The organism is Paenibacillus sp. J2R1T-4 (assembly GCF_059692235.1).
Genome location: NZ_JCAUBA010000031.1, coordinates 1 through 21,258 on the forward strand (window position 1 = coordinate 1; position 21,258 = coordinate 21,258).

Sequence of the window (21,258 nt, forward strand, 5' to 3'; positions counted from 1 at the left end):
AAATGCTTATATGAGCATGTATTTGCAGTATTCGTCATTTCTATGGGTGTTAAAATCCTGCGAGTGAGTGAGCATTCGTGAGAAAAACCCTTAAAACCGAGGGATGGGCAGTTATGTGCAGTCCGGCGGCCGCTATCTGATCTCTGAACGTTCTATATTGGAGAAGCTGGAGAAAGAATGGCATGCCACAGGGGTTAATTACAACAAGATTAATGCAGACTTAGACCGCGGCGAGGCTGAAGTTACCACGGGGGCAGAGGATGGCAAAGACCTCGAAGAGCTCTCGGTTCTATTCTCGGACTCGCTAACTATTGCTGCTGCGGCAAAACTGCCCTTGGAGGTGATGGACCGGGTAGCGGATGAACTGACCAGCACCCGATCCAAGATGGCCGCGGTACAAGGCGCCACGACTGGCTTCGGCGGTCTGTTCACATTAGCTATCGACATTCCTGCACTGCTGGGATTATCACTTAAAGTGCTCCAGGAGATCGCGGTGTGTTATGGCTATGACCCGAAAGAGAAGCGAGAGCGAGTGTTCGTCGTGAAATGTCTGCAATTCGCATCCTCCGACATCGTAGGTAAGCGTGCTGTACTTGAAGATCTGGCGGAGTTTACGGAGGAGCGGGGTCAGAGTCAGGTGATCTCTCAGCTGCAAGGATGGCGGGAGGTTGTGACTGCGTACCGGGACAATTTTGGCTGGAAAAAGCTGTTCCAGCTGGTGCCGATTGCAGGTATGATATTTGGTGCATTTATTAACAAAGGGACTTTGCAGGATGTAGCCGAAGCGGGCAAGATGCTGTACCGCAAACGAAGAATCTTAGAACGTCTAGCGGAACTATAAGCTAATGATTGACAATTGAAACTAATTCGATTAACATCTAATTAATGGTTTATTTAATTAGGTGTTTTTTTATTTGGAGGTAACCGAAGATGCAACTGGATAAAATCGTCAGCTATCATAAAGCTTTGGCGGATCCTACGCGAATCAGGCTGCTGCTATTGCTGGCGGATGGGGAATTGCACGGTCAGGCGCTTGCCGAGAAGCTCTGTGTCTCCACCGCTACGATAACGCATCACGCTGCCAAATTGCGAGAGGTCAGTCTGATTAACGAGCGCAGGGACAAGAACACGATTTATTTTTCGTTGAATCATTATTTCCTCAAGGGGAACGCGAACGCAGTCATCGATCTGATCTATAAGAATACGGCCACCGCGAAGAAAGGAGGACATCAGGAGATGGAACAATCAGAAAACAGCATTGCAGGAGACTCAGATATGGACAACGATGAGCAACAGAAGAATGAGCGGCTGAAGCAATCCGTACTGCGGAATTTTGTTACGGCAGAGGGGCGACTCAAGCACATACCTGCTCAGCTTAAGAAGAAGCTGATTGTACTAGAGCATTTGGTAACTCAGTTGGAGAGAGGCCGCAAGTACACGGAGAAAGAGTTGAATGTTTGGATCAAAGGCTTTCACGAGGATTTTGCAACGCTGCGGCGGGAATTCATCATGCACCAATTCATGTATAGGGAGCAGGAAGTATATGAGATCAATCCGCCCGAGATGTGGACTCGCTGGGAAAGCTTAAGGTAGTGCATAGGGATGCCAACGCCGCCTAGCTTATGCAGCCGTTAGGCATAGGTGAACCGCACATTGCTTTTTGCTGCGAATTTCTGTACAATAATGTGCAACTGAAGATGTACGGCTGTGAAGGATGAATAGTACCTGAAACAACCTTGTTGCATAGCGATCCGGGGATGGTGAAAGCCTGGGACAAGGGTTCAGGGAAAAGGCAATCCGGAGCTGTTTGGTGAAAAGGGGATGAATCGGCTTTCGCGCCTGCTAGCTAGGGCGAATAGCACGATGCATCAACTAGGGTGGAACCGCGGGTGAGAAGCTCCCGTCCCTAGGCATGTCGATCATGCTTAGGGATGTGGGCTTTTTTTGTACACTTAAGAGGTGTACGATACAGACTCTGCACTCCTGTAGGCAATCGGCAAATACGATCAATCGAGGAGTGGGATGAGAAGATGAGCGTTACAATGGAGCAAGTAGTAGCACTGGCCAAGCACAGAGGATTCGTTTTTCCGGGGTCCGAGATTTATGGCGGTCTAGCCAACACTTGGGATTACGGTCCTCTTGGTGTAGAGCTGAAGAACAACGTTAAGAAGGCCTGGTGGAAGAAATTTATCCAGGAGTCTCCCTACAATGTAGGCTTGGACGCAGCGATCTTGATGAATCCGCAGGCGTGGGTTGCTTCCGGTCATGTAGGAAACTTCAATGATCCTATGATTGATTGTAAAAAATGCAAAGCGCGTCACCGTGCCGACAAAATTATTGAAAATGCATTGGATGCAAAAGGTATTGAGATGGTTGTCGACGGTTTGTCCTTCGATCAGATGATGGAATTGATTCGTGAGCACAAGATCGTATGCCCGGACTGCGGCAGCGATGATTTCACAGACATTCGTCAATTCAACCTGATGTTCAAGACATTCCAAGGTGTAACCGAGTCCAGCACGAACCAGATTTACCTCCGTCCGGAGACGGCGCAGGGGATCTTCGTCAACTTCAAGAACGCACAGCGCACGATGCGTAAGAAGCTGCCATTCGGTATCGGTCAGATCGGCAAAAGCTTCCGCAACGAAATCACACCGGGTAACTTCACGTTCCGTACACGCGAGTTCGAACAGATGGAGCTTGAGTTCTTCTGCAAGCCTGGCGAGGATATGAAGTGGTTCGAATACTGGCGGAGCTTCTGTCACCAATGGTTGCTGAAGCTTGGCGTGAAGGAAGATAGTGTTCGTCTTCGTGATCACTCCGACGATGAGCTGTCGCATTACAGTAATGCAACGACAGATATTGAGTACAAGTTCCCGTTCGGCTGGGGCGAGCTGTGGGGGATTGCGGATCGTACCGATTTTGACTTGAAGCAGCATATGGAGCATTCCGGCGAAGACTTCAATTACATCGATCAAGACAACAACGAGCGTTACATCCCTTATTGCATCGAGCCTTCGTTGGGAGCAGACCGTGTAACGTTAGCGTTTCTGATCGATGCTTATGAGGAGCAGAAGCTAGAAGGCGATGACAGCCGCGTCGTGCTGCGTTTCCATCCGGCGCTTGCGCCGTTCAAGGCGGCGATCTTCCCGTTGTCGAAGAAGCTGTCCGAAGGCGCGCAGAATGTATTCGCTGACCTGGCCAAACATTTCAACGTCGATTATGACGAGTCAGGCTCAATCGGCAAGCGGTACCGTCGCCATGACGAGATTGGTACGCCGTTCTGTATCACTTATGATTTTGAGTCTGAGACGGACGGTCAGGTAACGGTTCGCGACCGCGACACGATGGAGCAGACCCGGATGCCGATCAGCGAGCTGAAGGCGTTTATTGAGGAACGCATATCGTTCTAGGCTAGTTTATAGCGCTGACCCGTTTAAAGAGCAAATATTGATTAAAGAGAGGCTACATTAGAGCGGAGCATATTCCCGTTCGAATGCTAGCCTTTTTTCTAGTAGAATCGCAGTATGAAACTAATTCGTCTATTTACCCATGATACTATTGGCTATTCTCGCTAAATTACTAAAGTAGGAATGTTTAACCAATCGCACTATCCCTTATTTGGCAAGATTCACGCAGTTCCTCTGAATATACCCAGATTAACCAGTGTCAAAGTTGGTTATTTTCGCAGCATAATGAGAATGGGTAAAATAAGGGATAGCAACATGGCCTAAAATGCGATGACTTTAGTAAAATAGCTGCTTGCCTGCCTTATCCAACATGTAAGAACGAATGCGGGACGTCCCGCCTACAGCTTTTAACAACTTTTTCTCATATAGCCGATGCAACCACATACGCGCGTTTTCGGGATGGATGCTAAGAAAGTCTGATAAATGCTTGGGGGTTACGGGCTCGAGAGCCATGGCTACGAATCTGATTATTTCACGCTCTTTCAGACTAATCGAGTCGCTCGCTAGCTTGTCTGCATCACCATATAAATAGCCCATTAGATGGAGGATGAACTGCTGGCAACGGCGTGGCTTATTGATGATTTCTTCCGAGGAGAAACGAAACACTTTCCAACCGTCGAGGATCAAATGGTTTTGACGCATAAGATTATCTCCGTGCTGCCAACGGTCGATGTTCTTGACATGAGGACCATAACCGTCAGCGGCGAATTTGATACGATATGGCGGTCGTAAATAAGCAAAATCCAGGAATCGATTTCCATCCATGAAATCCTTTACCTCATACTCAGGGTGGAGGAAATGAAAATGGCCGATCGCCGGGTACCATATGTTTTGCAAGAGCTTCCTCTCTAGAAAATCATGACCTTCCTGCAGTCGTCGTAATCTCTCTCCTGATCGTCTCTCCGAATGGTATTGTAAAAATTGCTTATAATCATGTTCAAAATCCAATTGCTCGTCCCCCTCAAAATAAAATAAAAACCGCCTTTCCCGAGGGAAAAGGCGGCGTGTGCTTCACGCTATAAATGATTATGGAAGCATTGTACCAGAGTAATATTCCAACTGTCCAGTCGTACTTGCTATGATCAGATTTTTCGTAACATTTCGAGAGGATTAGGTGGGGAGAGACCTATTTTCCTTCTGACCAGGTTTAACCCCTTAAGACGGATATACGATAATCGTATGATACATCGTCTTTGAATCCGACATGTTCTTATAGGTGTGCATCTGGTCGGCCGAGAAGTGAATGGCATCTCCAGATGTGAGTGTGTGCGTCTCCTGCTGGAAGGTGACCTGGAGAATGCCTTGCATCATGAGAATATATTCCTCGACCCCGTCATTATGCGGTTCTGATTCGTGACTGCAGCCAGCCTCCATCTCCACGGTATAGATCTCGAATTGTTTCTTCTGATCGAAGGGAATAAGCGGGAAGGCCCGATACTGGCCGTCTTCTTCGACGAAAGGTTCAATATCCTGAAAACGAAAAAAAGTCACATTTGGTGTTTCCTCTTCAATAAGCGAGGTGAAGGATATATGAAGGCCATTCACGATTTTCCATAATATCGAGATGGTGGGATTGGAGTCGCCTCGCTCGATTTGACCTAACATCGCTTTGCTGACACCTGTCATTTCCGCTACTTGGTCCAAGCTGAGCGAGCGCGCTTTGCGGATCGATTGAAGACTTCTGCCAATTTTCTTATGAATCTGTTCGTGTTCTTCCATGCCATCCTCCTTCGAATCTAATCCCATTAACTATTCCCCATTATAAACCAACTGTGCATATTGGCAACTAATCGTGGCAAAATAGGAAGCATACTTATTTTTTGAGCGGTGGGTAAAAATCTATGTACAATATAGCGCACACATGTATAATATAAAGTATATGAGTAATATAACGTACAAATGGATGTTATAGTAAAAATTGTTTTGGAGACGGGAGGTTGGTATATATGGGGACAATGATAGGGCTTGTCAAAGCAGATAGAGCGCCCCACGCGGTGCTAAAAGAGGTTCCTATTCCCCAATGCGGACCGGATGAGGTGCTTGTTCGGGTAAAAGCGACTTCCATTTGCGGGACGGACGTTCATATCTATAAATGGGATGCTTGGGCAGAAAGTACGGTCGTGACACCTAATGTATTCGGTCATGAGTTCGCTGGAATAGTAGAAGAAATAGGCCGCGACGTGACGAACGTCAAGATCGGTGAGCATGTATCCGGAGAAGGCCATATCGTCTGCGGCTTGTGCAAAGCCTGCCGGACCGGCAACGCTCATGTTTGTCCGAATACGCGCAGCTTTGGTATCACGGCTCCTGGATGCTTTGCCGAGTATGCTGTAGTCAAGGCAAGGAACATTATTCACAATCGCTCGGATATGCCTTATGAGATCGGCTGCCTGCAGGATCCGTTAGGCAATGCGGTGCAGACGGTTCTGTCCGGTGATATAGTCGGCAAATCAGTAGCCGTGATCGGTACGGGGCCAATTGGACTAATGGCCGTTGCTGTGGCGAAAGCTTGCGGGGCGGGAACTGTAATGGCGATTGATGTGAATCCATATCGGCTTCAGCTAGCAGAGCGCATGGGGGCCGATCGAATCATCAATAGTGCTCAATCATCAATGACGGATGAGATCATGTTGTGTACAGGTGGCGAAGGAGCAGAAGTGGTGCTGGAAATGTCCGGTCACCCTGATGCGATTCGCGGCGGTTTTGAAGCGGCTGCTCCTGCCGCGCGAGTGTCGCTGCTTGGCATTCCGACCAAGGAGGTTTCACTTGACCTTTCGAGGCATATTATTTTTAAAGGACTAAGGATTGAAGGTATTACCGGCCGCCGCATGTACCAGACCTGGTACCAATTGAAAGGCTTGCTGGACCTGAATCGAATTGATCTGCGCCCTTTGATCACCCATACGTTTACGTTGGATCGTTATGAGGAAGCGTTCGAGCTGATGACCTCCGGGCAATGCGGCAAAATCGTCTTCAATCACGATACAGCTTCTATTCAACCTACCCGATACCGAAGCGAGGAGGCAATCGATTATGGCCAATTGGAATACACTCAATAACGAGCTGGAGCAATTGAAGCAAGCTGGGCGGTACAGGCCTATCAAGGTGTGGGAGACTGGTTCAGACACGTGGATGACGATTGAAGGCAGGAAGGTGCTCCAGATGTCGTCTAACAATTATTTGGGGCTGACGAACCATCCTGACTTGAAAGAGGCCGCTATTCGTGCCATCGAAGAGTACGGCGTTGGCAGCGGATCGGTTCGCACCATTACTGGAACACTCCGCATACATGATCAACTGGAGCACGAATTAGCATTATTCAAAGGAACCGAGGCAGCACTCGTCTTCCAATCCGGTTTCACTGCTAATCAAGGGGTTATGAGCATTTTGGGGCCCAATGATGTGGTCATTAGTGATGAGCTGAATCATGCCAGTATTATTGACGGTATCAGGCTGACCAAAGCTGGGCGTAAAATCTTCGCGCATAAAGACATGGATCAACTGGAAGCTGTGCTTCGAGAAAGCTCAAGCTTCGAGAAGCGGGTTGTTGTGACGGATGGCGTATTCAGCATGGATGGAGACATTGCTCCTCTGCCGATCATAGTGGAGCTGGCGGAGAAATACGATGCCATTGTCTACGTCGATGATGCCCATGCGAGCGGCGTGCTGGGCAAGAATGGCAAAGGCTCGACGGATCATTTCGGTCTGAACGGCCGGGTGCATATTCAGGTCGGCACCTTATCCAAGGCTGTTGGGGCGGTAGGCGGTTACGTAGCTTGCGATCAAGTGCTGAAGGACTTTTTGATTCAAAAAGCGCGTCCGTTTCTCTTCAGCACTTCCGCTCCGCCAGCTGTCGCAGCAACCTGTCTCGCGGCTATTCGTGTGTTGAGACAGAGTGATGAGCTTATGGCCAGTTTGTGGGCGAATGCGGACTATTTCCGAACGAAGGTGCAAGCACTTGGCTTCGACACTGGAGCGAGTGAGACGCCGATTGTACCCGTAATCGTAGGAGATCCCGCGCGCACCATGCAGTTCTCTGATCTGCTGTTTGAGGAGGGTATATTCGCCCAAGGCATCGTCTATCCTACAGTAGCGTTGGATAAAGGTCGCGTGCGATTCATCGTAACCGCGAAGCATACTCGGGAGGACCTGGATTTTGCCTTGGGAGCACTCGAGAAGGCAGGGAAAAAAATAGGTGTATTGGTTTAGACGGTGGATGTGAATAGTAGTGAAGTCTGGTTGCTGAGTTAGGAACGGGGACTGCTTCCTGTCCTGGCGTGGTAAACGGGCTTCTTTTTTGTGCAGTCAAGTTGGCTTAGGCAATCAACTAATTGTGTATTCTGGTGGGCTTATGGTGGTTGACGATTATTATCGTATCCGTTAATATAATTAGTATCAGGTACTAATACCAGATACCAATAAAAAGGAGCTGATCTTCATGCCCTCATTTTCCGCTTCAAGAACAATGCCTGGGGCTCGCATAACGGCAATTGGAACCTATGTGCCGGAGAAGATACTCACCAATACTGATTTGGAGCAGATCGTGGATACGAGCGATGAGTGGATCGTACAACGGACTGGGATAAAAGAACGCCGAATCGCTAGATCCGATGAATTCACTAGTGATCTATGCGTGGCTGCAGCTCAAGATCTAGTCCAACGTTACAACAAGACGTTAGATGATGTTGATATGATACTTGTCGCTACCAGTACACCTGATTTCCCTTTCCCAAGCACGGCTGCAATCTTACAGCACCGTCTAAATATTCAGTGCAGCGCTGGTGCGCTGGACTTGAGTGCGGCTTGTGCCGGATTCGTCTATGCCCTGCACATGGCGCACAGCCTTATTGCTTCAGGACTTCATCGCAAGGTGCTGGTATTCGGAGCGGACACCATTTCCAAGATTACGGACTACACTGATCGCACGACTTGTATATTGTTCGGCGATGGGGCAGGAGCGGTATTAGTGGAGCGTGAGGAACACCGTGACTACTTCTCAGCATATTTGCTTGGGAGTGACGGAGGCGGAGCTCAGCATGTGTATCAGACATCCGGAATGGCACGTGATGTGAACCAAACACAATTAAGTGACACACGTTGTCTAGTGCAAAATGGCAAGGAAGTGTTCCGCTGGGCGGTAAGGACAATTCCGGAAGGAATTCGCCAACTCTTGAGCAACTCCGGTGGCATCCAAGTGTCTGAAATCGATTGGTTCGTGCCGCATAGTGCTAATCTTCGCATTATTGAACCCATCTGCGAGAAGCTAGGTCTTCCGCTAGAGCGTACACTGTATAGTTTGGTTCAGTATGGGAATACGTCAGCGGCGTCCATCCCGCTCGCGTTGGATCAGGGAGTAAGAGAAGGCAAGGTTCAGGATGGACATCGGATTCTTCTGTACGGTTTCGGCGCAGGGCTTGTTCAGGCGGGGCAATTGCTCGAGTGGCGCATCGGATGAGATCGGGAAAATAACTCATTTTTTAAAAGGCTGCTGACATTTTCTGTTGGTGGCTTTTTCGCCTTGTTAAAGAATTCTTGAAAGTGCAACAACGATTAGAACCCATCTTTCTGCCCTATCCACCGAACTAAACTGAACCAACTAGGACCGTTTCAGTGCTTCTTCTGAGCGGTTTTTCTCATTCTCCCAAAAGCAGAATTAACTCTTTTCCTGAAAAATGGTTTAAATTGGCGAAAGTCTGTTTATATACATCTCAGTGAGCAGGCAACACCGAATAACACTTTGGGTTGCCGCGTCATACATAAACATACAAAAAGGACGGGATGAAAACTATGAAGAAGCAATTCAAAAAAACGACGATTGTGGCGCTGGGCAGTTCGCTTGCTTTAATGACGTTCGCCTCTCCGATGATGGCACAAAGCACAACAATACTTCAAACTCAACCATCAGTTACGGTGAATGTTACCGGCTCAGTTCAGTTAAATGTGACTCCTTCTGTCACCTTTTCGGATTCCACATACAAGGTCGACAGTGATAACACACGATTCCATTATACGGTAACAGCCGGAGAGCATTTGGACTTGAGCGATATTATTCTTGCGATTGATGCAGATGCCCAAATCGTCGGTGCTTCTCATGAGTATGAACTCGTCAATGCAGATGTGAAGACCGGTATTAAAGGATTGAAGTTCAAATACAAAGCCAAAACCGTAGATGACAAGAAGATGGATTTCTGGGTGGATATTAAGGGCAATTGGTCCAAAGAGCTGATCGATTCCGATATGGTAACCGGCTCATCCAACCTTAAATTTAAGGTGATGGGTCCAGGCGTGAAGCTGATGGGTTCTGAATCCGACAAGTGGTGGCTTAACTTCAGCAAGATCTCAGATGTAATTATATCCGGGAAAGGCAAGATTGAATTCGAGCTTCCTGAGGGCCTGGATGAGAAAGATATTGAAATTATCTCTTATAAAAAATCCGAAAATAACGGGAAACGCGAGATTCATGCAAATGTAAGAGGAAAATACAAGTCTGGCAAACATACAATCGAGCTTGCTGTCCCTGATAAGGATTATGAAATTGAAATTTGCGCAAGGGACAAGGATAACAAAGAACTCGCTCGCTGGAAAAAAACAGCCGTTAATGGTTGGGTTAAAGTTGACTCGGATCTAGTAATCTCACTCAACAAGCTGATCGTCACACCGACTGTGGCTGAGATTAATGTCAATGGAGAACTCAGCTGGAAAGTAAAAAATCCGAATTCATCTAAAGTTACGTTCGATTGGATGATTGATGGTACAGAGCAAAAAGGGACAAAAACGATCGAGGCTGGAGCAGAAGTCATTGTGACCGCCAAGACTGGCGGCACTAACACCCTGATTACAACGCTCCCAGGTGATATCAGAACAGAAGCCAAAGGCGACCTGACGCTGCATTTGATGAAGAAATTGATTCTTGTGCCGGTGTCAGCCCATGTCAACGGTGAACTGCGCTGGAAAGTGAAGAACCCGAACGCAACTAAGGTTACATTCGATTGGATAATAGATGGCACGGACCAAAAAGGCACAAAAACGATTGAGGCTGGGGCAGAGATCATTGTAACGGCCAAGAACAGTGGCACTAACACTCTAATTGTAACGCTCCCAGGCGATATCAAAACGGAAGTGAAGGGAGACCTCACGCTGCCTCTGCTGCATAATCTGATACTTGTACCGGTAAAAGCTCATGTTAACGGGATGATCACTTGGGAGATTCATAATCCGAATGCGGAAACAGTTACAGTGGATTGGATCATCGAAGGAACCGACCAGAAAGGCCAACTAACCTTGAAGGCGAATGAGGTGTATCCTCTCACGACCAAGCCGGAAGGCTCCAACAAACTGATTGTTAAAGTAGAAGGAGTGCTTCAATCCGAGCAAGTAGGGGATGTGGATTTCAAGGGAATGGAGAAGCTGATTCTGATTCCGATCCAATCCAACTTAGAAGGCAAGATCATGTGGAAAGTCCTGAATCCGAATGTGATTCCGGTAGACTTTAAGTGGATCGTCCTTGGAACGGACCAACAGGGAACGTCCACCCTGGATGCTGGGGCTGAGGTTGTAGTAACCGCTAATCCTGGCGGCTTCAACTCCTTGCTCACGACACTTCCTGGCGGGATCCAAACGGAAGTTAAGGCAGCAGAGTACACGCCTCCAACTGATGATGTCACAGACGGAACAACGGCACCAGGTTCTGTCACAGGATCAGATACAGGTATGCCGGAGAATGGGATGGGAGGTCCTTTAGATCCGACAGGCATTATGACCCCGCCAGCCCAAGCAGGCAGCGGAACTTCTATCGAGCTTACGGGTACATCAGCCGCTAATCTGCAGGCACTCCCTCAGACCGGAGAAAAGATACCATACACCAACTACGCAGCGGGTTCCCTGCTAGCCCTGTTGGGAGCACTCTTCCTGAGAAAGAAAAAACAAGCTGAATAAAAGGTTGGACGGGGCAATTCAAAATATGGGAGAGGCCCCTCCCTTCTTCCTATAAAATAGATGAAAAAGAGAGTGATGTTATGCGAAAATATGCTGTACTGCTCCTATTAGCTGGACTTCTTATCATGGTGTGGCCACAGGCTGAACATTGGATCGAAGACTACCGCCAGCAAAAACTGCTTAGCAGCTGGGAGCAGGTTAATAGCGAGGATCAAATGGATTCAGTGGAAACCTCTATGTTGGAATTGACCAAACTTTTCAAAGATGAAAGACCGGATGCAGCAAAGGTACAAGAGCCCTCACCAATCTCAGTCAATGCCGTTCCAATTCCAGGCAGTAATAGAAGTGTTCCGAGTGTGGCACCCATAGTTTCGGCCAAGTCAGAAGCTAAGGTTTCCAATCTGACTAATGCCAAACCACAAGAGAGTAAGCCTGGGAAACAAACCATGGTCGGGGTTCTGAGGATCGAGGATATCGAATTAGAACTGCCAGTGCTCGAGGGAGTCTCGTCCTCCAACTTGAAGATTGGCGCAGGCCATATTCCGGGGACAGATGCACCAGGAGATATTGGGAACTTTGCCATCGCGGCACACCGCAGCTATTCTTACGGCAGATTGTTCAATCGGCTCGAGGAATTGAATGTGGGTAATGAGATTACGATAAGAACCGCGGGAGCAAACTTTACTTATACCATTTATGAGATTAAGAAGGCAGTTGATCCAAGTGACCTGTCTGTTCTGAACCGAAACGACAAGGACAAGGTGCTGACTCTGATCACTTGCACCGAGGATGGAGCCCAGCGCGTTGTGGTTCATGCCAGTTTGAAAACCCTCTAGGAGTGTTCTTCCTCCTTGGAGGGTTTTTGTTGAGATGCGCGCCTAACCAAGCCAGGCACAACCGGTTTCGCTTACCGGAAGCAGTCCGAGGGGAGTTGCAAAGGAAAAACACCACGCCAGACGCAGTGTTAACTGTGTTCAGCGTGGTGTTCGGAGGTGAGGCTCGAGCTTGCTTCCTTACGGGCTTTGCTGTAGCATTTGCGGCATACCGGCAAGTAGCTCTCGTTGCCGCCGAGCATAATCTGTGCGCCCTCGAATTCGGGCTTGCCGTTTCTAAGACGCATGTTCATCGTGGCTTTACGCCGGCAATACCAGCAAACCGTCTTGATTTCTTCTATTTTATCCGCTAGAGCAAGCATATGATAGCTGCCCTCGAACAGTTGTCCTTGGAAGTCCGCACGAAGTCCGTAGGCGATGACAGGAATACCAAGCTCATCTACGATCTCACACAAATCGAGCACTTGTTGTTTGCTTAGAAACTGAGCTTCATCCACCAATATACAATCAGGATTGGCTTGCTCGGCTAGCTTGAACAGGTTCGTTTTGTCGGATAAAATGTAAGCTGATTTCTGAATGCCAATTCGAGAAGTAATCATGCCTTCCCCGAATCGGTCATCGACCGCTGGTGTAAATAACATCACTTGCTTGCCTTGCTCCTCATAATTATGTGCCGTGCGCAGCACCTCTATGGATTTGCCGCTGTTCATTGCACCGTATCGATAATATAATTTCGCCAAGTTGCTTGCATCCCTCTCTGTCTAGGTAAAAGGTAAATCCGTCTATCCTAGCATAACGGAAAAACAATTCCTCGCAAAGAGGCAATTGTACTTAGCTGCTATTCTGATGCTCTCATTCTGGTAAAGTCAGCCACCTTATTCGGTAGCCGTTCATAGCTGCTTCCCCAAGCTCTTCCAGTAATCCATAGTTCGCCCAAGCTCCGACCACAGCACCGATTCCAGGTACTAGCTGAAGCATTTTACGGAAGTCGATGGTGTCCCGATATTCCATCTGGAATTTATCCCAATCAAAGGACTGCAACGAGACGGCCCTGGATGGACCTGCTTCAAGGTCGGGTGTACGATTCCATTCTTTCACGGTCCGCAACGTTCTTGCACGAACTTCTCCGCTAGAGAATGCAAGCTGGAACAAATAAAGAACGAACAGCCGCTCACTAACGTCCTTCGTTGAGAAGCCGTACACATGAGCTAGCTCGAACAGAAAGCGCAGCTTAATCGCAATCAGAGCCGGGAAGTCTACGAGACTGAGAACAAAGCCCCCAGCTCCGGTTCCTGCGCCTTCAGCGGCAGCGATTTTTTTGTAGGTGGACAGAAGCTCCTGTGCCTTTATATCTCTTTCTTCAAGGGAGAGACCTGCTAGCGGCGGCGTTTTGGGAGCTACATCAAGACCGAGCTGAACGGTTCTTACAATTCCTTTCACAGCTGATGTCAGGGCAGCATGAACTTTTTCAGGGATCGCTTTATTGATTCTGGTCTGAATTTGTTTGGATGTTCGGCCTAGAAGGTTAGGGGGCATAAGCAGCTTTCTTTCCCAGTCGTTCAAACGGACTTGTATTCGTTCTTCATAAGTAGGCATCGCAGCAGAACCTCCTTAATAAATGTAGGCAAATCTCAAGAAAATCTCGTAAAAAAGCTAAAATAACGTTGACATTTCTATCATTTCCGCTAAAACTAAAATATAAGCACAAATCGCACAGCGGAAGGAGCGGCGATCATGTACAAGTCAGTATTGTCGCCCGAAGAATTGAATGCGTTACTTTCAGCCGAACAGGCTTTGGAGCTTGCCGCAGATTCTGAGCGTTCAGCAGGACAGGCGTCACCCTTGCATGCAGAGAAGGATATGGAGCGTATTCAACAGCTGGAGTCTGCCATGCAGCAGCTTTTGGATCGGGTGGACCAGTTAGAAGCCCAATTGCGCGAGTATCAATCATCCGTCGCGGGAGCCGCAGCTTCGCAGGAACCAGTGGATCAGCCATCCTCGCTTGCTAATGGACCGAATACGGAAGTAATTGAGGCTCCAATCACCTTATCCCGTGTGGAGAAGTACAAGCAAATACCGAAGAAGAAGCTCTTTGGCTAAGGCATGGTGCTATTAGAAGATGATAGTCATTGATTGATATGCAAACAGCAGCTTAACACTGTAATCTACGTTGTTTGAGCAGAGATGTTTCGTTTTGTTACATTGTGACCAACAAATAGAATTAAGGGCTGACCTGGAAGCAAGTAATTTGCTCCCTGGTCAGCCCTTTGTCATATCGATTGTAACTCTATATCGTGTAAGTACCAATGTCCAGACTATCCATGATTTGCTGGCGCAGCTGTACGAACTCCGCACTGTTCCGATTGCGCGGCCGCTCCATATCCGCCTTTACAGTCCGCACAATGCGTCCTGGGCGCGGGCTCATCACGTAGATCGTATCCGCGAGATAGACGGCTTCATCGATATCGTGAGTGATCAGCAGTACGGTCTTGCCTGTACCGCGCCATAGCTTGATGAGCTCGTTCTGCATCGTCAGACGAGTGATCGCATCGAGGGCGCCGTAAGGCTCGTCCAACAGCAGCACCTGCGGGTCCAGGACGAGTGCTCGTGCAATTGAAGCACGCTGCTTCATCCCGCCCGACAGCTGGTGCGGGTAATATTTCTGAAAGCCGTTCAGACCGACTTTATCCAGAATCTCGTCAATGCGAGCACGGCGTTCTGCCTTAGGTACATTGGCAAGCTCCATACCGAAGCCTACATTGTCTTCGACCGTACGCCAAGGATACAGCGCATGCTCTTGGAAAATAAGGACACGCTGAGGGTCGGGCTGACCTATCACTACGCCATTCGCCTTAACCTCTCCGGTAGTCGGTGTATCCAGTCCGGCAATCATGCGGAGCACCGTGCTCTTACCGCAGCCGGATGGACCTACAATGGCAGCGAACTCACCCTTCTCGATGGTAATATCAATGTTCGAGAGCACTTCTAGAGGACCGAAATGTTTCGTAATATTATCAATTCGAATCGTTTGCATAACTTATTGATCCCCTCCTGACACATAGCGCCAATGAAGAAGCTTCCGCTTCAATCGCTCCAGCACCAAATAATCCAGGATCGCTGCAATCGCACCAATACACATAATACTCATTAGTACGCCTTCCATGTCCGCGATCTCGCCTCGCCAGTTGGAATAGAATCCAATCCCGGATGTTGCCCCGCCGACCATCTCGGCCGCAATGAGTGAGCGCCATGCATTACCGAATGCAACCTGAGCGCCAGTCATAAAAGCAGGGAGTGCTTCAGGAGCGAATACTTTGGTAAGCTGCTGTCTTTTGCTAGCGCCTAGTACTCTCGCTAGCTCCAGATGCGTGCGATTGACGCCTTCTGTTGCATTGAGCACGGATAGAGCCATTGGGAAGAAGCTGGCAATCGTGATAACCGTAATAATGGTGGCGTTCCCGAATCCAAGCAGGATGACGAAGAACGGCACCCAAGTAATCGGAGGGATCGATTGCAGGATGGAGATCAGGCTACGCAAATAAAGTGCGAACGCCTTCGATACACCTGCGATCAGACCCAGAATGGCGCCGAGCAAGCAGGCAATCGGATAGCCCAAGGAAAGTCTCAGCAAGCTGCTCTTGATCCCATTCATAAAATCAGGATTCGTGAAGCTTCTGCCTAGTCGAGCAAATACTTGCGGAACGTCCGGCAATAAGTACACCGGCAAGAAGAATGCGACAATCTGCCATAAAGCAAGAAGGCTGCCTACGGCAGCAAGGAAGGGCAACAACTTGCGTATGGAAGAGACGGCTTTTGACTTCTTTCTCGTGTTGTTAGGTACGGATGTAGAATTCACCGACTAAAATCTCCTTACTATTTTTTCTGCTGGTTCTGCCATGTCAAATCTAGAATATCCTCAACCTTAACGGCTTTATCCAGTACTTTTTGATTCAACATAATATCGGAGATTTCCTGCATGGTTTTGATGTGCGCGGGTGTAATATCCCAATTAAATTGTTGCGAATCAATGGATTCCTTAATAATTGTAGTTGCTTTGACATCACCTTTGTCCGTCTTGACAGTATCGCCCTCAATGAAACGCTTCGTAATGAAATCAGCGGCCTTCTGAGAATCTGTCTCCAGCATGGCAATAGCTTCTTTTTGAGCGTCCAGCATACGGTTAATACCTTCACGGTTCTTCTTCAACACATCGTCCGTTGTAATTACAACCATACAAGGGAACGGCCATACATTACCTACTTCATAAATTTGCTTCACAGGCATAGTCTTCGTAGCGATTTTATCATAGGGCTCGAATACGAATGCAGCGTCTACCGCTCCGCCCGCCAAGGATTGTATAGCTTGTGCCGGCTCTACATATACCATTTTGAGATCATCTTTAGATAATTTGGCACTAGGAAGGGAAACGCCGGACAATACGATATCCGCTGTGCTGCCTGCTTTTTGCGAAGCGAGACGCTTGCCTTTCAAGTCTGCAATACTGTTAATTCCACTGTCGTTGCGCACCAGGATGCTGTGGAAGCCCATTTGTGCGCCGCCTACAACCTTCAAACCTGCACCCTTGGAAGCCCAAGTAACAGCATTCGTGAATCCAAGCACACCTGCATCCACATCTCCGCCTACCATAGCTTTAATCAGATCGGTGCCGCTCTCAAAGGCTTGCATCTTTACATTCAGAGCATTTTTCTCATATATTTTGGCGTCAAACGCAAGCATCGCTTGGGCATCGTCCATAACGTTCAAGTAGCCGACCTTGAGTTCCTTAACTTCCTTCTTAGGTGCTGCGCTCTCCGATGGTGCAGGAGTAGTTGCGCCGCCTTGTGTAGTGTTGCCTGCGTCTTTAGTTGCGCATGCGCTGAGTGCGATCATCGAAGCCGCCAATGTCAACCCCAATAGCATTTTAGCCGCTTTCTTGCGTTTGTTGCGAAGATTCATTCTCTTTTCCCCCTAAAATAATAAAAAAACGATAATTCCTACTGTTTTAATAGGTATTATAAAAGCCCTGCACCGAACCGTCAAGTCTTTGTTGCAAAATGAGCTCAATTGAATATATGGAAAACCGTGTGAATAGGATGGAGAGAGGCAGGAGTTTTATTAGGAACGCAGGAGGATCTATTTTAAAAGGAAAGCATTGGAGGTTGTTTATGGTAACTCAGGATGAGAAAAACATGGCGTTAATGGCTCATTTGCTGTCGTTAATTACAGGATTCGTAGCTCCATTAATTATTTGGCTCATTAAGAAAGATCAGTCCAGCTTTGTGGAACAGCATGCGAAGGAGGCCTTGAATTTCCAGATTTCGGTTTATATTTATGGGTTTGTTTCGGGTATATTGGTTGTTGTGCTGATCGGAATAATAATGTTATTCGTGTTAGGCGTTGCTGCCTTTATTCTGATTATTATTGCCACATTGAAAGCTGCACAGGGCGAATCTTACCGTTATCCATTCACCATTCGTCTCCTGAAGTGATAACAGACTCTATTTCGGGTATAATGGGAGCCATAGCTGGCTATGTCAGCCGCACTCTCATAGCATGAATGGAGCAGGACAAATAATGAACAAGCTATTACCATTACTCAGTGAAATCATTGCAGCGAATCAACTTGCACAAGCGATCATCTCTAATCCTAAGCGCAAAACCGCAGATGGCTTCAACAAGGTCAAAATAAAACCAGTACAGTTAAAAGCAGGGTTGATGTTGCAGTTCGAGTATCATTATGCGCGTAAAGTAACACACGAGAACGTTGAACTCAACGAGGCTGCTATCAAAATAAGTGACTTGCTGCTGGGCGGGGATTTCAAGCAGGGCGTTGTGCAAACGAGCGAGGCCGACTTTCATATTCTGATGAATAAGAAAGGGGAAGCTTCAATCCTGACAAAAGCCCCGACTAAGACGGAAAAGGCAGATGCCGCTCATAACCGTAAAAAGCAGTATTTGCTAGAGGAAGGGACCCCGGTTCCCTTCCTTGTTGAGCTTGACGTTATGAACGCACAAGGAAAAGTGCTGGCAGCGAAGTATGATAAGTTTCGTCAGATTAACCGGTACTTGGAGATGGTTGAGGACGTAGCAGGCTCGCTGCAAACGGGGAGGACGTTGAATATTGTCGACTTCGGTTGCGGCAAGTCCTACTTAACGTTTGCGTTATATCACTATCTGAAGATGATCCGCGGGCTGGATATCCAAGTGATTGGCTTGGATTTGAAAGAGGATGTGATTGCCCATTGCAGCGCATTAGCAGAGAAGCTAGGGCTCGACCGTCTGCAGTTCCTGGTAGGCGATATCGCCCAGTATAAGGGCCTGGAGCGTGTCGATATGGTCGTCACGCTGCATGCTTGCGATACGGCGACTGACGCCGCATTGGAGAAGGCCGTCCGCTGGGGCGCGGAAGTTATCTTGTCCGTCCCGTGCTGCCAGCACGAGCTGTTCGGCCAGCTGGAGAATGCGCTGCTTAACCCGATGCTGACGCATGGGATCATTCGCGAGCGATTCGCGGCGCTGGCTACAGACTCGATCCGCGCCTCGCTGCTCGACCTGCTGGGCTACAAGACGCAGATCCTGGAATTCATCGACATGGAGCACACGCCTAAGAATTTGCTCATTCGCGCCGTCAAGCAGAAGCAGACGGCAACCCGCACGCTCGCGGCCGAGACGCGGGCAGTAAGCGGCGCAGCGACTAACGCTGCGCATGAAGGTCCTGCCGCGCCCATCAGCGCGGCGCAGGCCGCCAAAGCCGCGGCATACCGCAGCTTCGTGGCGGAACTGCACGCCGCGCCCTATCTCGAGCGCGCTCTGCAGGACAAGCTCGCTCCGATCTTCGCGGCAGCAGAACAGCATACCAATTCATAAAGAACACCAAACCTATCATTAACCAGGATTCCAACACAAACACTCCAGGTTCACCAAGTAACCAAACTACGCTCAAATGCAAGCCAAGCGAACAATTGCAATTGCCATTCTTAGTCGCAGTAAGCAGACGCTCTAGGCCGTCGGCACTTCTGTCGGCACTTCTGTCGGCACATATTAAAAAAGTGCCGAGTGCCCTCCTGCTACCCGCCCCACAAGAATGAAAAAGCGGGCCTCAGTAGGCCCGCTAAAGCGATGGTGAAACCGAGACAAAGAGAGTGGAGGATGTGTGTGACAAGCGGAAAGTCCACGTGCCGTCTTTGAACTCGTGTTCCAACCTTCACCCTAATCAAAGGAACACGAGTTCAACAACGGCTGGAGCTGTCACACACATTCGGAACGGCCGAGGTTTCTCCTTTAAGCTGCAGCGGGCCCAACTAGGCCAGCTAATTGCTCAAGCCCGCTTTTTCATCCCCCCCTACTGAAACTTAAACGTCTTCCCCTGAACCGCACTCACCTGGATCGCATATTCTTCGAAAATGGCTTTGCCCTGATATTTCTCCATAAGCTCAGCGCGATACTTGGGCCAGTTAGCGCCCGATTTCTCGTCGAACAGCAGCTTTACGTGGTACTCTCGCATTTTGGTGCGGAAATCTCCGATGTTGATACCTGCTGGAGGCGCTGTGCTGATACCAATTGAAGGAGCGTACTTGTATGCTTTAATGCTCTTAATAATGTCTCGATCCCGATCAGACACGTCTGGATCAATAATGGTCAATCCAACGCGTTCCGGCTCGTCGAGACGGGTGAAGAAGTCCCAAATACTCAGGAAATCGCCTTGATCCACAATGTCTTTCTTGATCGCAGCTTTATTAAGCGTATAAGTGCTGCCGCTTTTTGTGTAATGGACGCCTTCCTTGCCATAATGGGTCAGAAGATACCCTTCCGGGCTAGACAGCCAATCGAGAATTTCGACAGACCGGACGATCTTGGCGGGCTGCTTCTGTGCTGTAATGGAAGAGAACAGGAACGGATACCCTGGAATATTTTCTGTCCACACGCCTGTATCCTTATAAGGCTGGAAAGGGATCCAGTTCGCTTGAGGGGTAATAGCCTTGGCCTTGTTCTGGTAGCTTGTCGGAATACTCTCGAGCGCGAATTTCTCATCTGAAAGGATGATTCCCACTTTGCCTTGAGCGGCTTTGTCGAGATGCTGTGTCCCCTTGTTCAAAAACCAGTCGGGGTCAATGATGCCCTCGGCAATGTGCTTTACGACACCATCAATTACGAACTGAATTTTGGGGTCGGATTGCGTGTCGATGAATTGATCGCCGACCAGCATACTGCCTCCGAGTAATCCGTGCTTCAGCCAATCGGGAAAGTCATAGGAGAGTGAATTGGCGTTTCCAGCCGCACTCATGCCATACGTATCCTTCTTGCCGTTACCGTCCGGATCATCGAATGTGAATTTCCGCATGACATCAATCATCTCATCATACGTATTCGGCACTTTCAGGCCCAGCTTATCCAACCAATCCTTGCGTACATAATAGGAGCGATACAGCCGGTTAGCAAAAGGGAGCGGAGCGCGCCAGAAGGTCCCCTTAGTTACCGCATATCCAGGTAGATCCGCTTCTTTGAACCAGTATTTAAAATAATTGGGCATCGTCTTCGCATTCACAAATGGCGTCATATCAGCCAACAGGCCGTCGTTGGCATATTTCTGAGACGCAGTGCCAGATGCGATGAACAAGTCAGGGGCTTCGCCGCCAGCAAGCATGACGCTAATCTTGTTGTCATAGTCAGTCCCGGGTGCCATGTACTCGACGTTAAGGGTGACATTGAATTTCTCTTCGATCGTTTTCTTAACAAAATCGTCTTTAGGCAGCGTACTGCTTGCTTTTCCAGGTATGAACCATCTTAGCTGTAAATTCTCTTTCTTTGTCTCTGTAGCTTGCGGTGTCTGCGTTTGCCCAGTTGCATCCGCTTTTGGAGTGGCCTGCGGTTCCTTGGTGCTGGACGAACAACCGGCGATTACTACGGAGAGCGCCATCATACTTACCCCCGTAAGCTGTAAAGGCTTCCAATTAACTCGTTTCTTCAAAGTGCTGACCTCCTCTTAAAGTGAGTGATTCGAAAGAAGCGGATTCGCTTCC

Annotated in this window: 19 protein-coding genes; 11 read left to right on the forward strand and 8 right to left on the reverse strand. The window is 48.5% G+C overall.

Annotation, left to right across the window (positions count from 1 at the left end):
* Positions 1-115: 115 nt before the first annotated feature.
* From AC58QD_RS30475 to AC58QD_RS30485, 3 genes are all read left to right on the forward strand, one after another.
* Positions 116-841, forward strand: a complete 726-nt coding sequence (locus tag AC58QD_RS30475; protein ID WP_497338817.1) for an EcsC family protein — start codon at positions 116-118, stop codon at positions 839-841.
* Positions 842-930: 89 nt separating this feature from the next.
* Entirely contained in the window at positions 931-1,593 is a 663-nt protein-coding gene (locus AC58QD_RS30480) for a metalloregulator ArsR/SmtB family transcription factor (protein WP_497338818.1), read from the forward strand.
* A 437-nt stretch (positions 1,594-2,030) separates the two neighbouring features.
* A complete protein-coding gene (locus tag AC58QD_RS30485) occupies positions 2,031-3,413 on the forward strand; it encodes a glycine--tRNA ligase (RefSeq protein WP_497338819.1) in 1,383 nt (460 codons plus the stop codon).
* Positions 3,414-3,746: 333 nt separating this feature from the next.
* Here the strand turns inward: AC58QD_RS30485 and AC58QD_RS30490 are convergent, their stop codons facing one another.
* Together AC58QD_RS30490 and AC58QD_RS30495 are read right to left on the reverse strand one after the other, a co-directional pair.
* Positions 3,747-4,418 (reverse strand): DNA-binding response regulator, encoded by a 672-nt coding sequence (locus AC58QD_RS30490; RefSeq protein ID WP_497338820.1) that lies wholly within the window; start codon positions 4,416-4,418, stop codon positions 3,747-3,749.
* A gap of 207 nt (positions 4,419-4,625) precedes the next feature.
* Complete coding sequence (locus tag AC58QD_RS30495) at positions 4,626-5,189, reverse strand: helix-turn-helix domain-containing protein (protein ID WP_497338821.1); 564 nt, start codon at positions 5,187-5,189, stop codon at positions 4,626-4,628.
* A 227-nt stretch (positions 5,190-5,416) separates the two neighbouring features.
* Between AC58QD_RS30495 and tdh the strand changes: the two genes are divergently transcribed.
* The 5 genes from tdh (at position 5,417) to AC58QD_RS30520 (ending at position 12,241) form a co-directional block, all read left to right on the forward strand.
* Positions 5,417-6,529: an L-threonine 3-dehydrogenase gene (tdh, locus tag AC58QD_RS30500; protein ID WP_497338822.1), complete on the forward strand. Its 1,113-nt coding sequence runs from the start codon at positions 5,417-5,419 to the stop codon at positions 6,527-6,529.
* Positions 6,504-7,679, forward strand: coding sequence for a glycine C-acetyltransferase (locus tag AC58QD_RS30505; protein ID WP_497338823.1), 1,176 nt, complete (start codon positions 6,504-6,506; stop codon positions 7,677-7,679). The genes tdh and AC58QD_RS30505 overlap by 26 nt, the downstream gene beginning before the upstream one ends.
* Before the next feature lie 229 nt (positions 7,680-7,908).
* Complete coding sequence (locus AC58QD_RS30510; protein WP_497338824.1) at positions 7,909-8,925, forward strand: ketoacyl-ACP synthase III; 1,017 nt, start codon at positions 7,909-7,911, stop codon at positions 8,923-8,925.
* 332 nt (positions 8,926-9,257) lie between these two features.
* The gene (locus tag AC58QD_RS30515) at positions 9,258-11,405 is read left to right on the forward strand and encodes an LPXTG cell wall anchor domain-containing protein (RefSeq protein ID WP_497338825.1); all 2,148 of its coding nucleotides are present in this window, start codon (positions 9,258-9,260) and stop codon (positions 11,403-11,405) included.
* An 80-nt stretch (positions 11,406-11,485) separates the two neighbouring features.
* Positions 11,486-12,241, forward strand: a complete 756-nt coding sequence (locus tag AC58QD_RS30520; RefSeq protein ID WP_497338826.1) for a class D sortase — start codon at positions 11,486-11,488, stop codon at positions 12,239-12,241.
* Positions 12,242-12,369: 128 nt separating this feature from the next.
* On the opposite strand, the gene AC58QD_RS30525 is transcribed toward AC58QD_RS30520, so the two are convergent.
* Together AC58QD_RS30525 and AC58QD_RS30530 are read right to left on the reverse strand one after the other, a co-directional pair.
* Complete coding sequence (locus tag AC58QD_RS30525; protein ID WP_497338827.1) at positions 12,370-12,978, reverse strand: thymidine kinase; 609 nt, start codon at positions 12,976-12,978, stop codon at positions 12,370-12,372.
* A 112-nt stretch (positions 12,979-13,090) separates the two neighbouring features.
* Complete coding sequence (locus tag AC58QD_RS30530) at positions 13,091-13,834, reverse strand: EcsC family protein (protein WP_497338828.1); 744 nt, start codon at positions 13,832-13,834, stop codon at positions 13,091-13,093.
* 138 nt (positions 13,835-13,972) lie between these two features.
* On the opposite strand from AC58QD_RS30530, the gene AC58QD_RS30535 reads away from it, so the two are divergent.
* Positions 13,973-14,338: a hypothetical protein gene (locus AC58QD_RS30535; protein ID WP_497338829.1), complete on the forward strand. Its 366-nt coding sequence runs from the start codon at positions 13,973-13,975 to the stop codon at positions 14,336-14,338.
* 187 nt (positions 14,339-14,525) lie between these two features.
* Here the strand turns inward: AC58QD_RS30535 and AC58QD_RS30540 are convergent, their stop codons facing one another.
* Genes AC58QD_RS30540 through AC58QD_RS30550 form a run of 3 tightly spaced genes read right to left on the reverse strand, consistent with a single transcriptional unit; the run spans position 14,526 to position 17,194 of the window.
* The gene (locus tag AC58QD_RS30540; RefSeq protein WP_497338830.1) at positions 14,526-15,272 is read right to left on the reverse strand and encodes an ABC transporter ATP-binding protein; all 747 of its coding nucleotides are present in this window, start codon (positions 15,270-15,272) and stop codon (positions 14,526-14,528) included.
* Between the two features lie 3 nt (positions 15,273-15,275).
* Positions 15,276-16,094, reverse strand: a complete 819-nt coding sequence (locus tag AC58QD_RS30545) for an ABC transporter permease (RefSeq protein WP_497338831.1) — start codon at positions 16,092-16,094, stop codon at positions 15,276-15,278.
* A 17-nt stretch (positions 16,095-16,111) separates the two neighbouring features.
* Positions 16,112-17,194: an ABC transporter substrate-binding protein gene (locus AC58QD_RS30550; RefSeq protein WP_497338832.1), complete on the reverse strand. Its 1,083-nt coding sequence runs from the start codon at positions 17,192-17,194 to the stop codon at positions 16,112-16,114.
* 209 nt (positions 17,195-17,403) lie between these two features.
* Between AC58QD_RS30550 and AC58QD_RS30555 the strand changes: the two genes are divergently transcribed.
* A complete protein-coding gene (locus AC58QD_RS30555; RefSeq protein WP_497338833.1) occupies positions 17,404-17,727 on the forward strand; it encodes a DUF4870 domain-containing protein in 324 nt (107 codons plus the stop codon).
* An 85-nt stretch (positions 17,728-17,812) separates the two neighbouring features.
* Positions 17,813-19,105, forward strand: a complete 1,293-nt coding sequence (locus AC58QD_RS30560) for a class I SAM-dependent methyltransferase (RefSeq protein WP_497338834.1) — start codon at positions 17,813-17,815, stop codon at positions 19,103-19,105.
* A 475-nt stretch (positions 19,106-19,580) separates the two neighbouring features.
* On the opposite strand, the gene AC58QD_RS30565 is transcribed toward AC58QD_RS30560, so the two are convergent.
* On the reverse strand, positions 19,581-21,206 hold the full coding sequence (locus tag AC58QD_RS30565; RefSeq protein WP_497338835.1) for an extracellular solute-binding protein: 1,626 nt from the start codon (positions 21,204-21,206) through the stop codon (positions 19,581-19,583).
* Between the last annotated feature and the right edge of the window lie 52 nt (positions 21,207-21,258).

What these genes read in the sequence shown, in the direction of transcription:
- AC58QD_RS30480 (WP_497338818.1), top strand. Translation starts at nt 931, where the DNA reads ATGCAACTGGATAAAATCGTCAGCTATCATAAAGCTTTGGCGGATCCT.
- AC58QD_RS30485 (WP_497338819.1), top strand. Translation starts at nt 2,031, where the DNA reads ATGAGCGTTACAATGGAGCAAGTAGTAGCACTGGCCAAGCACAGAGGA.
- AC58QD_RS30495 (WP_497338821.1), bottom strand. Translation starts at nt 5,189, where the DNA reads ATGGAAGAACACGAACAGATTCATAAGAAAATTGGCAGAAGTCTTCAA.
- tdh (WP_497338822.1), top strand. Translation starts at nt 5,417, where the DNA reads ATGGGGACAATGATAGGGCTTGTCAAAGCAGATAGAGCGCCCCACGCG.
- AC58QD_RS30505 (WP_497338823.1), top strand. Translation starts at nt 6,504, where the DNA reads ATGGCCAATTGGAATACACTCAATAACGAGCTGGAGCAATTGAAGCAA.
- AC58QD_RS30510 (WP_497338824.1), top strand. Translation starts at nt 7,909, where the DNA reads ATGCCCTCATTTTCCGCTTCAAGAACAATGCCTGGGGCTCGCATAACG.
- AC58QD_RS30515 (WP_497338825.1), top strand. Translation starts at nt 9,258, where the DNA reads ATGAAGAAGCAATTCAAAAAAACGACGATTGTGGCGCTGGGCAGTTCG.
- AC58QD_RS30520 (WP_497338826.1), top strand. Translation starts at nt 11,486, where the DNA reads ATGCGAAAATATGCTGTACTGCTCCTATTAGCTGGACTTCTTATCATG.
- AC58QD_RS30530 (WP_497338828.1), bottom strand. Translation starts at nt 13,834, where the DNA reads ATGCCTACTTATGAAGAACGAATACAAGTCCGTTTGAACGACTGGGAA.
- AC58QD_RS30535 (WP_497338829.1), top strand. Translation starts at nt 13,973, where the DNA reads ATGTACAAGTCAGTATTGTCGCCCGAAGAATTGAATGCGTTACTTTCA.
- AC58QD_RS30540 (WP_497338830.1), bottom strand. Translation starts at nt 15,272, where the DNA reads ATGCAAACGATTCGAATTGATAATATTACGAAACATTTCGGTCCTCTA.
- AC58QD_RS30550 (WP_497338832.1), bottom strand. Translation starts at nt 17,194, where the DNA reads ATGAATCTTCGCAACAAACGCAAGAAAGCGGCTAAAATGCTATTGGGG.
- AC58QD_RS30555 (WP_497338833.1), top strand. Translation starts at nt 17,404, where the DNA reads ATGGTAACTCAGGATGAGAAAAACATGGCGTTAATGGCTCATTTGCTG.
- AC58QD_RS30560 (WP_497338834.1), top strand. Translation starts at nt 17,813, where the DNA reads ATGAACAAGCTATTACCATTACTCAGTGAAATCATTGCAGCGAATCAA.